This is a genomic window from Nonomuraea sp. NPDC005501 (assembly GCF_040605905.1).
Taxonomy (GTDB): Bacteria; Actinomycetota; Actinomycetes; order Streptosporangiales; family Streptosporangiaceae; genus Nonomuraea.
Window position 1 is genome coordinate 15,545 of sequence record NZ_JBEXDT010000035.1, and the last position, 14,295, is coordinate 29,839.

General features: G+C 62.3%; 13 protein-coding genes, 2 tRNA genes and 1 pseudogene. 12 read left to right on the forward strand and 4 right to left on the reverse strand.

Annotated features, from left to right (window positions below; translation table 11 throughout):
• Nucleotides 1-107: 107 nt before the first annotated feature.
• Entirely contained in the window at nucleotides 108-488 is a 381-nt protein-coding gene (locus ABZS51_RS18770) for a hypothetical protein (RefSeq protein ID WP_355442290.1), read from the forward strand.
• Here ABZS51_RS18770 and ABZS51_RS18775 read toward each other — a convergent pair.
• Both ABZS51_RS18775 and ABZS51_RS18780 read right to left on the reverse strand, forming a co-directional pair.
• A complete protein-coding gene (locus ABZS51_RS18775; protein ID WP_355442294.1) occupies nucleotides 473-1,204 on the reverse strand; it encodes a GntR family transcriptional regulator in 732 nt (243 codons plus the stop codon). The genes ABZS51_RS18770 and ABZS51_RS18775 overlap by 16 nt on opposite strands.
• A gap of 256 nt (nucleotides 1,205-1,460) precedes the next feature.
• Entirely contained in the window at nucleotides 1,461-1,742 is a 282-nt protein-coding gene (locus ABZS51_RS18780; protein WP_355442297.1) for a hypothetical protein, read from the reverse strand.
• Between the two features lie 347 nt (nucleotides 1,743-2,089).
• Between ABZS51_RS18780 and ABZS51_RS18785 the strand changes: the two genes are divergently transcribed.
• From ABZS51_RS18785 to ABZS51_RS18795, 3 genes are all read left to right on the forward strand, one after another.
• Complete coding sequence (locus ABZS51_RS18785) at nucleotides 2,090-3,382, forward strand: hypothetical protein (RefSeq protein ID WP_355442301.1); 1,293 nt, start codon at nucleotides 2,090-2,092, stop codon at nucleotides 3,380-3,382.
• A gap of 128 nt (nucleotides 3,383-3,510) precedes the next feature.
• Complete coding sequence (locus tag ABZS51_RS18790; protein WP_355442304.1) at nucleotides 3,511-4,254, forward strand: hypothetical protein; 744 nt, start codon at nucleotides 3,511-3,513, stop codon at nucleotides 4,252-4,254.
• A gap of 3 nt (nucleotides 4,255-4,257) precedes the next feature.
• A complete protein-coding gene (locus tag ABZS51_RS18795) occupies nucleotides 4,258-5,853 on the forward strand; it encodes a hypothetical protein (protein ID WP_355442306.1) in 1,596 nt (531 codons plus the stop codon).
• Between the two features lie 1,004 nt (nucleotides 5,854-6,857).
• Here the strand turns inward: ABZS51_RS18795 and ABZS51_RS18800 are convergent.
• Entirely contained in the window at nucleotides 6,858-7,943 is a 1,086-nt protein-coding gene (locus ABZS51_RS18800) for a DUF6193 family natural product biosynthesis protein (protein WP_355442309.1), read from the reverse strand.
• A gap of 236 nt (nucleotides 7,944-8,179) precedes the next feature.
• Here ABZS51_RS18800 and ABZS51_RS18805 point away from each other — a divergent pair, with 236 nt between their 5' ends.
• On the forward strand, nucleotides 8,180-8,380 hold the full coding sequence (locus ABZS51_RS18805) for a hypothetical protein (RefSeq protein WP_355442311.1): 201 nt from the start codon (nucleotides 8,180-8,182) through the stop codon (nucleotides 8,378-8,380).
• Between the two features lie 153 nt (nucleotides 8,381-8,533).
• On the opposite strand, the pseudogene ABZS51_RS18810 reads toward ABZS51_RS18805, so the two are convergent.
• Nucleotides 8,534-9,109 (reverse strand): annotated as a pseudogene (locus ABZS51_RS18810) (transposase); the annotation flags it as partial.
• Between the two features lie 405 nt (nucleotides 9,110-9,514).
• Between ABZS51_RS18810 and ABZS51_RS18815 the strand changes: the two are divergent.
• The 7 genes from ABZS51_RS18815 to ABZS51_RS18845 all read left to right on the forward strand — a co-directional run bounded on the left by ABZS51_RS18815 (nucleotide 9,515) and on the right by ABZS51_RS18845 (nucleotide 14,278).
• A complete protein-coding gene (locus tag ABZS51_RS18815; RefSeq protein WP_355442314.1) occupies nucleotides 9,515-10,051 on the forward strand; it encodes a hypothetical protein in 537 nt (178 codons plus the stop codon).
• Nucleotides 10,052-10,075: 24 nt separating this feature from the next.
• Nucleotides 10,076-10,681, forward strand: a complete 606-nt coding sequence (locus ABZS51_RS18820) for a hypothetical protein (protein WP_355442317.1) — start codon at nucleotides 10,076-10,078, stop codon at nucleotides 10,679-10,681.
• Between the two features lie 284 nt (nucleotides 10,682-10,965).
• A complete protein-coding gene (locus ABZS51_RS18825; RefSeq protein WP_355442320.1) occupies nucleotides 10,966-11,802 on the forward strand; it encodes a hypothetical protein in 837 nt (278 codons plus the stop codon).
• A gap of 169 nt (nucleotides 11,803-11,971) precedes the next feature.
• Nucleotides 11,972-12,112, forward strand: coding sequence for a hypothetical protein (locus ABZS51_RS18830; RefSeq protein WP_355442323.1), 141 nt, complete (start codon nucleotides 11,972-11,974; stop codon nucleotides 12,110-12,112).
• A gap of 254 nt (nucleotides 12,113-12,366) precedes the next feature.
• Nucleotides 12,367-12,429, forward strand: a tRNA-Ser gene (locus ABZS51_RS18835).
• Between the two features lie 5 nt (nucleotides 12,430-12,434).
• Nucleotides 12,435-12,580, forward strand: a tRNA-OTHER gene (locus tag ABZS51_RS18840).
• Nucleotides 12,581-12,706: 126 nt separating this feature from the next.
• Nucleotides 12,707-14,278 (forward strand): TROVE domain-containing protein, encoded by a 1,572-nt coding sequence (locus ABZS51_RS18845; protein WP_355442326.1) that lies wholly within the window; start codon nucleotides 12,707-12,709, stop codon nucleotides 14,276-14,278.
• Nucleotides 14,279-14,295 lie beyond the last annotated feature (17 nt).

The window sequence follows — 14,295 nt, forward strand, 5'->3', positions numbered from 1 at the left end:
TGAGAGTAGGCTGTACAAACTTGCTAGGTCAAGTGGCTTGGCCGAAGTGACGAACCTCTTACCCGTCCGATAGACACAAGCCCACCCGATCAAGGAGGCACAGCCCGGTGTACGTGAGGTACCAAAGCCCTACACCCAATGCCCGAGGCGTCCACCCCGGCATCTTCGGCCTCATCAACGGCCTGGCCAAGGACGGACGTCTCTCGCCCGAGCAAGAACGCTTCAAGACCGAGAGCCACGCCTGGTTCCACGCGAATCTGATCGACCCCAGCACCGTGGACCCACACGTCTACGACCGCGACCGCAACCCCGGGGCCACCGCCTGGTTCAAAGCGTCAGCCAGCCATCTCCTCGAACGCCTCACCAGCTACCTGGAGATCTTGGCCGCCCATCAGGTGGCATGCGTGCGCGTCGAGACATCGGAGCCGGGCGAAGTGATCTACGAGGACCTGCACCAGGTCATCGCCGTGCCCTACCGCACCGGGTAGGCGTCCTCCAGCTCGTGACGATCCGCCGGAAGCAGTACCTCCACCACGACCAGCGGCCGACCCGAGGCATCCCGGACCGCACCGAAGATCGCGAGAAGCGGCACGTTCTTCGGCATGCCAAGCTGCTTGACCTCCGCAGCGGTGGGCATGCGCGCGGTGATCTGCTCCACGATGTGATCGAAGCGGATGCCCCTGCGCGACTGGAGATGCTGCCGGATGCCCTGCGGCAACGCCTCGCCGCTGGTCAGATCGGTGCCCTCGGACAGTTCCAGGGGCAGCCATAGCGACACCAGCTCACTCGGCTCGCCCTCACGGGTGATCAGCCGCCGGCGCAGGAACGCCTTGCTCTTGGGCTGCGCATCCAGCAGCGCGGCCACACGGTTGGGGAGCGCCACCGCGCCGGCCTCGACCAGCTCACCGGGGGAGTCCGTCTCCGGGTTGGTCAGGTACGCCTGACCTGTGCGGTTGGACTCCACCGACGTCATCGCGGGACGGCCTCGCACGAAGCGGCCCTTGCCCTGCTGGGACTCGATCCAGCCCTGCTCACGCAGCACCCGCAGTGCCGCCACGACGGTGGGCCGGGAGACGCCGAACTCCTGGATGAGCTGGTGTTCGCTGGGGAGCATGGAGCCGGGCGGGTAGGTTCCCGCCTCGATACGCCGTTGAAGGGCCTGCACAAGCTGCGCATACTTCGGCGGCACGGACTCTAGCGACATTTTGACCGTCCAACACCCGACAGGTTGTTTTACCAAGTTTGAGAGTAACCTGGCCGAGCGCCGCCTGTCCACGTCACTACGGTAAATGCGAGCCCTCCAGGAGAAGGCCCGGCAGGCAGCCAGGGGAGGGATCGGGGGCGACCCTCCCAGGGCGTGGAGTGACTACCTGCCGGGCGGGGAGACGCGACGAGGCGATGAGACGGCCCACCCTGGTCCCCTCCTGGCCAAGGCCGTCACCACCTCGCCGCGTCCGTCCTCACTTGGCGATGTACTCCGCCAAGACGTTCGCGGCGCCCTCCACGTCATCGACCGGGTGACGCTGCTCGGCGCTCTGCCAGGAGTAGTAGGCGCCGCTGTAGCCGACGAACACCCACACCGGCAGCCCCGGCTCAGGCCGATGCACCATGAGAGCACTGTTGTTCTCCCGCAACTCGGCGTTGACGCCGAGACGGGCCAGCCTGTCGCGCAGCCGGATCAGCGCATCGCTCTCGCTCTGCTGCGCGAGTCCGGCCATGGCCGCAGCCATGATCGAGTTCATTTCCCGCTCCCTTCGGCCCGGCCGCTTCCGAGGCAGTCGAGACACTGCCGTTCCTCCCTTGGAACCTCGTCTCCATCGCCGCTGCCGATGAGGAGCGCGCGGCGCGAGTCGCGCAGCTTGATTCCGCGTCCCCGGCATGCCGGGCAGGGCGTTGTCTCGCTGTTCTCGTCTGGCCGGGTCACCGTCGCCATCTCCTCGATTCATCCGGCGTTCCCTGTGTCGGGAGGCCGCTTCACGTACCTTGTTGGTTGATGGCAAGTCCACCGGCAAAAGGAGAAACGCAGGACCCCCGAACGGCCCCCCTCTAATCCCCCTCTTGAGCCCCCAGCCGGGAGGAAGGCCCATAGATGCCCGAGAACATTCCCAATGTCCAACTTCGTGCATGGCGCAACGAACACCAGCTCACGCGTGCCGAAATGGCCGACCGTATTAACAGCACCCAAATCGGTATTTCGGAACGCCTGACCTGTGACGAGGAGCGCATCCGACGCTGGGAGGCCGGCGAAGTCCGCTGGCCACGTTCGCCGTACCGGCTGGCGCTCACCCAACTGACGGGGTTGCAGCCGGAGGCGCTGGGGTTCTCACAGACCAGACAGACGGGCAGCCGCCTCATCGAGGCATCGGCCATCCTGCCGATGGACGCGCTACGGGCCGAGGCGGAGCTGTACGGCACCATGGAACTCGCCCAGCAGCTCCAGGCATCCGACGTCGGTACCGGCACTCTAGAAGCCCTCGCCGAGGCCGTCGATCTGCTCTGCCGCGCCTATCCTGTGGTGTCGGCCGCCACGCTACGCGACCGGACGCAGAAGCGTCTCGCCCAGGTCAACAAGCTCCTCGCTGGCCGCCTCACCCTCGATCAGCACCGCGAACTCCTCGTCATCACCGGCTGGCTCACCGCCCTACTCGGATGTGTCCACTACGACCTCGGAGAACGCGAGGAAGCTGAGACCGCCCGCCGAGCCGCCTACGAGATGGGCCGCCAGGTCGGACACGGCGAACTCATGGGATGGGCACACGAGATGTCCGCGTGGTTCGCCCTGGTCGAAGGCCGCTACGAGGACGTGGTCAGCGCTGCCCGCATGGGCCAAGCCGTCGCCGGTCATAGCAGCGCAATGGTCCAACTCACGCTTCAAGAGGCCCGCGGACTCGCCCGCATCGGCGATCGCAGAGAAGCAGACCGCGCTCTGACCCGCGGAGCTGAAGTCCTCAGCCGCCTGTCAATGCCCAACAACCCCGATCATCACTTCGTGTTCGACCACGCCAAATGGGTCTTCTACGCTGCCACTTGCTACACCTGGCTGGCTGATGATGATCGCGCAGAAGAACACGCCAACGAGACCATCCAGATGCACACCCGCCCAGACGGCACCTCCAACGCTCCTATGCGTATAGCAGACGCTCACATAGACCTTGGCGTAGTCCACGCCCGACGTGGAGACCTTGACGCTGCAGTAGGCCACGGCATGGCAGCGTTGGACATCGACCGGCGATCCCTAACCGACCTCGTTAACCGTGCCGCAGACCTGGACCGTGTGCTGCGCCAGCGCTACCGCCGCGAAATCCTCGTCAACGAGTTCCATGAACGATTTCGAACAGCACGTAGAGCCCTGGCCGATCGTCGTCCAGAGCTGTTGGAGTAAAGGCGAATGGAACATATCGGGCAGCTATCCCTCCTGCTTGTGTACAGCAGCCCGGCCTAGATGATTGTGCCACCTAAGGATTGCTGAACCGCTGACGGATCGTTCCGATTAGTTTATAGTGAGGGACTGTGATCAACGACGACAGGGCCAATTCGTCTTGGGTGGCTCGACACCTTCTCGATCTTAACGAAACTTGCAGGAAGATCATTCTGTCCTCCGAGGCCAACAATTTGAGTCACTTGGGAGGGGTGCTCCGCCTTGATCTTGACATTGGTGTATGGGAAGAGCGACTAAAAGGCAGGCCTGAGACCAAACAGCTTGGTGATGCGCGGCGCGAGCTTGCCTTTGCCATCTTTGCTGCGTCAACAGGACTATATCGGTTGGCGTATGCCGGCCTGCGTGTATTCCTAGAACTCAGTTTTGCTGCGGTCTACTTCTCCGCGAATGAACTACATCGGCGCCAATGGATTGGGGATCGTAAAGATTTTTCTTGGACAAGCGCCCTGGACATGGAGAGCGGAGTTCTCTCGAAAAGTTTCGTGCGCGAATTCACACCTGAAGCGGTTGATGACGCCGCACAATATGCGCGCGTTGCCGCTCAATGCTACCGTCATTGTTCTCAGTTCGTTCACGGCAAGGACGTGACGACTGGCTTATTGCCCCAAAGCTTGGCGTACTCTTCTGAGATTGTTACTGACTGGGCGGTATCCGGTAGGCATGCCGCGGAAAGTGTTCTTTATCTCCTGTATTGCAGGTATTCTGCAGAGATATTTGATCTAGAGGATACAGAAGTTTGTAATACTTTGGAGCACTCCTTCTCGCATCTGCGCTCCATCCGATCGTTGCTAGGTCTCCCGGTGGAAGGGGTATAGAGCATGGCTAAGGAACTCTTCTTCAGAACCGAAGACATCAGGCAGGATGAAGTCCTGGGGTACCTGGTGGAAACTCCAACTGACAGGTCGTTGATCAACCAGCTTAAGGGCAGATCGCCCGTAATCCTTAAAGGAAGCCGAGGTGTCGGCAAGTCTTTTCTCATGCGTGCAGCTGAGGCCGAGATCAGAAGCACTTTTGACTCTGATCGAATTCTCCCGGTATATGTAACATTCGCACGTGCGAGCTTGATAAGGGTAAGTACGCCGGATAGATTTCTGCTCTGGATGATGGCCAAGATATGCAACAGCATTATTCGAGCTGCCTCTTCATCGGGGCTTACTCTTCCGGGGGGCTCTACCATTGCGGCAATTCGCGGTGGGAGCCCACTAAGCATCCCATCAAAAATGGAGCAAGTAGAAAAAATATTCGAAGATTCGTGGCGGGTAAGCGAAGACACTCCGCTTCCTGTAGCCGTACCGGATCCGGAGATGCTACGAGAAGCGGTAGAGGACCTATGCGTCCATGCGCATCTCAACCGTATCGTGCTATTCATAGATGAAGCAGCGCACGTTTTCATTCCGGAACAGCAGCGACAATTCTTTACGCTCATGCGGGATTTGCGCAGTCCGTACTTGTCTATCAAAGCTGCCGTGTATCCCGGAGCGACAGCGTACGGAGACTCATTTCAGCCGACACATGACGCTACGGTTCTCATCGTAGATCGGAGCGTAACGGACCAAGAGTATTCTATCGGTATGCGCGAGATCGTGTATAAACAGGATCCTGAGCTGCGTAAAACTATCGAGCAAAACGGAGAAGTGTTCGACACGCTCTCATATGCGGCTACAGGAAATCCGCGCATCCTCCTAAAAACTCTAGCGCGAAGTGCCGCTTTCAACAGAAGGAATGTGCAAGAGGTTATTAGGGGGTACTATAGAGAAGACATCTGGGCGGAGCACTCCGGTCTCACTGAAAGATATCCGGGCCATAGGGAATTGATCGACTGGGGCCGGCATTTCATTGAAGGTCAAGTGCTGCCTAAGCTCTACGAAGCCAATAAGGGTCGAAGGGTTGAGACCCAAGCCCATTTCTGGGTTCACCGTGACGCGCCCCAAAGCGTTAAAGAGGCACTACGCTTGCTGTCATATAGCGGCATTGTCCAAGAAGGTATATCGGGCATCCGTGCAACGCGTAGCGAAGTTGGGACCAGGTACATGGTTAACCTGGGCTGTCTGTTTTCGCTTGATGCAGAGCCGGTCGCCTATGGAACAAATGTGCGACAGCACCTCTCAATTAGGCGCTTCCCTGAGTTCGGTGCCAATCATCCAGCTTATAGACCCATTACGAAACTGTCTCTTAGTGAGATAGATAGCAGCGGAAATCAGGCACTAGAGGTGCAACTCCAGAAGTCTAGCGAGTTGCTTGATATCACTCAGTTCCAGAAAGAGCGAATTCGCGAGCTAGGCTTGAACACCATCGGTGAGGTTCTAGCTGCCAGCGAAGAGGACTTTATGAAGGCCTATTATGTGGGCCCGAAGCGTGCTCGAAAAGTAAGCAATGCAGCGATCGCGGCAGTTCTGGAATACTTGTCAGGATGAATTCTCTGCTGCGGCCTTCATCGATCGGTCATGCTCTTACTGCTGCTGAATTGTTCTCATAGGTATCAAGGGCGGCGCTCCGCGCCGCCAGCGCGGCCCTGCGCTCTGCCGCACGCTGCGCGTGCGGCCTGGGGGCCGTTCTCGCGCGCGGCCGTGCTCGGGCCGCGCTGGGCACGAGGTATACCGCCGATCCTGGCAGCGGATAGCTTGGCAGGGTGGACGATGATCTTTCAGGCAGGCCAGTGACCGACGCCGAGATCGCTCTTGGGGTCGGTCTCATGGTGTTGATCCTTCTGCTGCCCACCCTAATTTGGCTTGCCACGGTGTTGCTGCGCCGCCGTAGATAGAGCCTCCGGCGGGGGCCTCGGCTCCGGGATGATCGCGACAGGCGCTCAGGTCGTCAGTGGCTGGCGCGGGGCCGATCTTCCCGTCCGCCTCGTCCCAGGCGGAGCCCAGCAGACCAAGGGCCACGGGTCAAGGGTCGTTCTTCCAGTGGGGAGCTCCACCCATGACCCGTGGCCCTTGGCCCGCTGCCTTCCAGGTGGGACGAGGCAGACGGGAAGATCGGGTGGGGGAGGCGTGTACGTCCGTACGGGTGTGCCATTCGTGTGCCATTCGCCGGCCCCGACGCGATGAGGAAGCCCTGATCAGATGGCCTGGTGACGTGGGGAACAAGCATGATCGCCGTGCCATTAGCGTGCCATTAGGTCCGGCGGGAGCCTGACGGGTGGGCGATGATCGCGTCGTGTCGGTCCAGGTCGGACGGGGCGAAGGGCCGATCTTGGCTCCTTACAAGCGAGGGGTCACTGGTTCGAACCCAGTACCGCCCACCTGCGAGAAGAGCCCCGTTTCGATCATGGAAACGGGGCTGCGCGCCATTAGCCGGTGCGGAGGGCTTGTTCGGGCCCTGTGAGATCTTCTGGTTCATCGCGTCGGCGATGTACCGGTCGGCTTCGGCCGGGCTGTGCTGATGGATCAGCGGTGAGCGTGCGGCGTCGTATGCCTCACGAATCGGCGGTTGATCGCTCGTGAGCAGCGAGCTCGTCAGGTGTGCCCACGAAAGCAGGGCCACAGTCAGACGGCAGACGTTCCACCACCATCGCGACGGCCTGTGCCGGCGTTGCCGCAGCTCCCACCGTGTCACCACGACGAGGGCCAAGCACCATGTAGCCGTCTCCCGCAGTGGGCGCGATGTAGGGGATGTCCCATGTCCATCGAGGACTCGTGCAGCGGCTGAAGTGGAGTTCTCCCATGCCCGTCCAGGGAAACAACTGCCTCAAGCGCGGCTCGGCGTAAGCTTCGTCCAACAACTCGGGGCGTACACGTCCATCAGCGCGAACATTCCGCCAGCCGGATTCGACGACGTCCGTGCTAGATCGGGGCGCGTTCATGGTCACATCATGCATGCCGTCGTTCATCACCGTGCCATTAGCTGGTGTCGGAGAGTCCACCCGAAGGCCCATCGCGATATCCTGCGCGATCTTGGAGTTCATGGCGTCAACGATCTTCCGGTCGGCCTCCGCCGTGCTGTGCTGGTAGATCAGGGCGGCACGGACCGAGTCATGTCCCATACGTTGCATGAGGTCTTTGAGGCTCGCCCCGGAGCTGGCGGCGATCGTGTTGCCAGTGTGTCTGAGGTCGTGGAAGCCGATCTTCCTGGTGTTTTCGTCCCACTTGGCCGCGCGCCGGAAGTTGCTGCGGCGGAGGGTGCCACCTCGTGAGCCGGTGAAGAGCAGAGAGTCGGGTTCCGGGGCTGTGAACTGGTCGAGGTGGTCGCGGAGTGCGAGGATCCCCGCTGCGGGGATGGCGACCGTACGGACCCCGGCGCGGGACTTGGGCGGGCCGGCGACGAGTTCGCCGGTGTCGGGTTCGACGTGCTGTTGCCGAACGCTGACGGTACGGGCCGTGAGGTCCAGGTTCATGCGGCGTAGGGCTGTGACTTCGCCCCAGCGCAGGTGGCGTCCAAGGTGGCTCCGCAGGGGACGTCCACGATCTCCCAGCGTCCGGTGTGGACGTCGAACCGCTTGAGCGGGATGGGCCGGATGCAAGACGGAGCAGCGGAGCCCGTCGAGGAAGTGGGCCAGGGTCATGCGGCCTCAAGTAACGTCTCTCGGACGTGCTAGGTCAAGTGACATGCCGGATGGGTTCGACAAAGAGGCGCGCCTGGAGATAGCGCTCAGGTCTATTCACGATCTTTTATGCGTTTAATTCGGTTCGATGCTCTGTGTGCGATGCAGCGGCACCCGTGGAGCAATTGTGGCCCTCGCGTTACATTGAGTGAAGGTCGGTCATATTCCTGATCTTCATTGGAGAGGATTCCATGTCCGTGAACCCCGAGGACCCCTGGACCACAGGAGAGTCATTCCACGTTGGCGATGACGATTACGAACGCCCCAGCATCAAGGACGAGCTGATCGTCCATGGCGTTCTCCTCTCCGAAGCCGTGCAGGCGAAAGCAGACCCGATCGGCTACGTGGTCGACAAGGCCGAGAAGGTCGCAAAATTCTTGCGGGAGGCCGACAAGTAGTGCGGACAGCACCTTCGACAGGGCCTTCTATGGTCTGTGCCGCGTCTGCGAGAAGGTCAGCATCCTGGACACTCCAGGATGCTGACCGTGCTGCCGGCACATCGCACCTTCTCAAGTGACCAGGTAGGCATCTCCAAAACTCGTGCCGGTCAGCCAGGTCGCGCACGGCAGGCTCGCGCCGATCGCCTCCACCAAGTCCCGTTGAGCATCGGAGATCACCAGCTGAACACCGGACAGACTACGGCCCACCAGACCGCGCAGGAACGCCGGCCAGCAGGCACCGTCCTCGGCAGAAGTGACCTCCAGGCCGAGGACCTCGCGTTGACCGCCGTGGCGACCAGAGCGTGCACGTTGATCGTGCGCCCGCTCTCGCGCACCTTCCGCGTGGAGACGCCGAGCAGGTAGCTGGTGGCCACCACGCTGATCAGCGCGTGCTCGGCCCGCCGCCGCTCCAGCAGCCGGTCCGGGTAGTACGAGCCCGACCGAAGCTTCGGAATCGCGAGCTCGACCGTGCCTGCGCGGGTGTCCCGCTCACGCATCCGATAGCCGTTACGCGAGTTGGTCCGCTCGTCGCTGCGCCGGCCGTACTCGGCACCGCACAGGACTCCGCCTCGGCCGACATCAACGCCTGGCCATGGTCTTCACCATGGATCGCAACAAGTCGGAGTCGTCGGTCTCGATCTGCCGCGCCAGCCACTGCGCGGGCGTCACACTGTTGTCCACGGCCATCACCTGGTTCTCCTTCGAACCTGATCTTCGCTACTCGAAGGATCACGCGATGGCCGTCTTCATTTGACGACACCACGCCTGTCACGAGGCCAAACTCCTTAACCACTCCCGCGGACGCAACCCGGGCGTGCAGATGGGCGATCTGTCATCAGGATGTGACCTCGAGTCCGCTGCAGTCGATGCCGTGTCGAGTCACTCATCCTTGAGGGCATCCGGCGCTTCGGGGCCTCTTCAGATCTGCGACACACATAGCGCAGTTCCCACTGTGCCGGATCGTTGGGGCGGGGTGTCATGACGCCGGGTTACCTGCCGCACGGGGTGCCGCAGGTAACGACCGCAGGGCGGTGTGATCACGAGTCCACCTGATGGATCCCCACAAAATCCATCACGGCGTACGGTCGGTGCATGCGCAACTGGATCTGCGTAGTACTTATGGGCATACTTCTGACCTGTCTCACCGGCTGCACAGTCGCCGCCAATGGCTATGTCGGTATCAGTGTGGACGAGTCAGGTCGTCTCGTCGCCGTACTGGCCTGGTGTGGGCCTGCGCCGGACGGAGTGAGGCTCTACCATGAGCGTGCCGTCCCCCGGAGGAGCCCGACCGGCAACCCGGACGATGCGTACATCGATGATGCGATGTACGCATCCGCCTTGAGTGGGCAGAGCGCCTCGTTTCGGCTCGACACCCCCGTTGGCGACTGGATGGCCACGCCCAAATCTCCCACTCTGGATCCAGCGATCACCTACAACGCCTACGGCTTCACCAACGACAACACCAGTTCGCTACGACACGTGACGTTCGAAATTGACGATGCCACCAAGGTTGACCCGGGCCAGGTGCTGATACAGAGATGGGACGAAAAGAGACAACAAGACGTCGACGTCGTGATCTCTCTAGCTGCTTTCGAGCAGATGGGCCAGGATCCCGAGAACTGCCCTTGAGCGCACCTGTGCATTATGCGTGAAATGAAGGTGATCTTGGCGTTCATCACGTCGGCGATCCTGCGGTCGGCCTCTGCGGTGCTGTGCTGGTGCATCAGCGCGGCGCGGACGGAGTCGTGGCCCATCGGTTGCATGAGGCCTCTGAGGCTCGGGCCCGAGTTGGCGGCGATCGTGTTGCCGGTGTGCCGGAGGTCATGGAAAGTGCAGGCCCGGGAAGCCGATCTTCCTTGTGTTCGGGGCCCACTTGGCTGCGCGCCGGGAGTTGCTGCGGCGGCGGAGGCCGCTCGTGAGCCGGTGGAGATCAGCCGCCTCCCGATGCCGGACAACCCTGATCACCACTTCGTGTTCGACCACGGAAAGCGGGTCTTCTACGCCGCCACCTGGTACACCTGGCTGGTCGACGACGATCGCGCTGAAGAACACGCCCGCGAAACTCTGCAGATGCACACCCGCCCGGACGGTACGTCCAACGCCACGATGCGTTTCGCTGACGCTCACATGGACATCGGCATCGTTCATGCCCGGCGCGGCGGCCGACGCCGCGGTGGACCACGGTATGGCTGCCTCCGACATCGACCGCCGATTCATAACGGCCCGTCGGGCGCTCAGCAGCAGGCCAGACCTCCTTGACTGACAGGCTGCTCTCTAGTGTGGCATGTGCTTTGATGTACCCCCGATAATGCTTGTCGCAGATCATGCTGGAGCAGTGCTGGATGGATGAGGTGGTAAGCGCACTACGGTCTGGTCTTCATTGGCTTGAGCGTCGTCAGAAGAGGGACGGCCGATGGGGTGCTTCTGGCGGGTTGGCTGAGGTCACGGCAACTACACAAGCGCTCCGAGCCTTCACTGCATGCGGATTCGAAGCCGATTACTCGGTTGTACGCCGTGCGATTGCTTGGCTCTCGTCGCCCGACTTGAGCGCGTCGATCAACCACTATTTCTGGCGGCTTGGCGCACTCTCGGAAGTGCATCCGCGCAAAATCTCTGACGATCTGATCCGTTATGACCTGGAAGTTGTGCGTCAGAAGATCGAAGCAGGTGTAAGCATTGACTCGCGCCTGAATTATCGCGCTTTCTGGCTGGACTGCGCGCTCAATGCCCATGTGGATCACCCCTGGACAGGAGAGTGCGCGGGAGGCCTGCGAGATCTGCTCGAGGCAGACATGGACGTGACTGCGGCAGTATGGGCTCAGGCGGCCTTGGAACGCTATGACCCCACTACGTCGGGCCTTCTGGGTGCGAAAACCATAGTGAACGCACTCCAGGAAGCGAGCGGCGCTTTCCACCTGAATGGGTCAGTGGCTGGCACGGCATATCTGGTCTACAATTGCTCCCGCTCCGGTTCGTTGAGTGGCGATCCTGCTGTCCAGCACGTTCTCCGAGGAGCGGTAAGGTGGATGATATCCCGTCAGGAGAGCGCGGGGAACTGGCCGACTGAACAGCCTTTGTATGGGGGAGATCCGCAGTCAGAGGCGTACTATACAGGCATTGCATTACGTGCTTTGGCGGAATACATGCTGCGATTTCAGTCCAGGAGTATGTCGCAAATCGGCATGCCTGAATGGCGTATGAGGAGAGCGATTTTTCGGAGTAGTCGCTGGGTGGCTCTCGGAGGTCTTCTTCTTGCAGTTGTCGGGGCCGTGGTCGTAACGGGGTCTATCGGTGTTGCCTCGACGGTTCTCGGAGTTCTGTCAGCGATAGCGGGGTTCACAACCTTTTATTGGGACGCTCGACGGGAGCTGCGGAAGTAGGATTGCACTCTTGTTGTCTGCGCGGGGCATTGCTGCAAACTGCTTACGGCATTCCGCCGACCAGGCCGCTCCCGCCCGTCGAGGTTCTAGAACGACCCGTGACCCTTGGCCTGCTGGGCTCCGCCTGAGTCGCCCCCGGCTGTTGCATGCCCCCGGGCTCATCTCCACGGTGAAGAACCGGGGCTCGTTCGTGAAGGGCGGCGCCGACTTCGTTGCCCAGGTCGTGGTCGACGGAGCTACCCGCTTCATCAACCGGCGCGCCAGTGACACCGAGCGGCGCGAGCTGAACCGGCCGACGACGGCTCGGTGACCGTGGTTGAGCTCGGCGGCGAGGGCGAGGTGCTGCCGGCCGACAAGGTTGACATCCGCGGAACATGCCGTGACCTGCGGCAATAGACCAGCTTCGCGAGGAGTGACCGGAAATTCCGCTGAGTTCGGCCGACTGGTGGGTTACGCTGCCGGTGGCTCAGGTGCGAAAGCTCCGGTTCCTTCATCTGCTGGATGAAACCGACCCGGCGCTGTCGCTGGTCTCTGAGCCCTCACAACTGGATATGCACCTTCCCGGTGCGAAGGCAACGGTTACTTCCTCTCCCAAAGGAGCTACGCGGGTTCGAATCCCGCCGCCCATCTCGATGGGTGTCGTCCAGCGGCCCAGGACGCTTATGTCTCCGTCGCCGACCTTGATCTCGGGAGGGACACAACTTCAGAGCGTGCCCGGTGCGCAGATGAGGGTTACTCCTTTGGGAGGGTGATGTTGCAGGTTCGAGTCCTGCCGCCCCGAGCTCTCGGGGTGTAGCTCAACGGGTAGAGCGCACAAACAGTCACCTTCGTCGACTCTGATCTCGGGCACGAACTCTCGAACGAGGCCCCTCCCGCAAGACTACGAGAGGGGCCTCGTCGCGTCATGGCGAAGTTCAACAGCACGACGACCAGGGCCGCCGTGTCCAGCCCGGTCAAGTCCGAGGCAACGCCGTCCGGTCGCACCTTCGAGGGCGCTCCCGGGTACGCGCGAGACGCCAAGAGCGAGCTGTTCCTGCTCGCCGTCGCCAACATGGTGGGAGAGAAGACCTTCTACGAGAAGGCCGGCGACCGCGACAGCCGGTTCAGGGCGTTGGTCCACCAGGTCGCGGTCGAGGACGGCGAGTGGCTGGCCCGATTCCTGCCGTGGCTGCGTTCCGAGGCGAACATGCGTACCGCGCCGGTCGTCGCCGCGTTGGAGGCTGTCAAGGCCCGGCTCGCCGCCGGCGAGCACGGACTGAACCGGCAGCTCGTCGACAGCGTCCTCCAGCGGGCCGACGAGCCCGGAGAGGCGCTCGCCTACTGGACGTCCACCTACGGCCGGGCCGTCCCGAAGCCGATCAAGCGGGGCGTCGCCGACGCCGTGCAGCGGCTGTACACCGAGCGGAGCCTGCTCAAGTACGACACGAACTCCAAGGGCTACCGGTTCGGCGATGTGATCGACGTTGTCCACCCGAGCCCCGATCCGGCTCGGCGTTGGCAGGGTGACCTGTTCCGGCACGCCCTCGACCGCCGCCACCAGCGGGACAACGACATCCCCGCGTCGTTGAGCACGTTGATCGAGCGAGAGAAGCTGATGGGGCTCCCGGTCGAGCAGCGGAAGGAGGTCCTGTCGCGTCCGGACGTGCGGGAGCGGCTCACCTTGGCGGGGATGACGTGGGAGGCGCTCGCCGGCTGGCTCCAGGGCCCGATGGACGCCGCGGCGTGGGAGGCGGTCATCCCCTCGATGGGATTGATGGCGCTCACACGCAACCTGCGGAACTTCGACCAGGTCGGCGTCTCCGACAAGGTCGCGGCAACCGTGGCTGCCCGGCTGGCTGATGCCGATGAGGTGCGCCGGTCCAAGCAGTTCCCGTTTCGGTTCCTCGCCGCGTACAAGCACGCCCCGTCGTTGCGGTGGGCTTACCCGCTGGAGCAGGCTCTCGGCCACTCGCTGGCCAACGTGCCCGCTCTGGAAGGACGCACACTGATCCTGGTGGACCGGTCGGGGTCGATGTTCGGCGCGATCGCGGAGAGATCCGGGCTCGACCGCGCAGACTCGGCGGCCGTGTTCGGCTCCGCGCTGGCGATGCGTGCCGAGTCGGCGGACCTGGTCGAGTTCGGCACCACCTCCAAGCCTGTGCCCTACAGCCCGGGCGAGTCGGTGCTGCGGGTGGTGGAGCGGTTCGGAAGCCTGGGCGGCACCAACACCGCCGAGGCGGTACGCGCCCACTACCGCGGCCACGACCGGATCGTCATCGTCACCGACGAGCAGGCGTGGGGCGGCAACAACGGCGAGAATCCGACCGGTCAGGTGCCGGCCAACGTCCCGGTCTACACGTGGAACCTCGCCGGCTACCAGTACGGCCACGGCCCGTCGGGTGAGCGGACCCGTCACACCTTCGGTGGACTCTCCGATGCCGCGTTCCGGATGATCCCTCTGCTTGAGGCCGGCAAGAACGCCGACTGGCCGTTCTGACGCCCGGCACGAGGCGA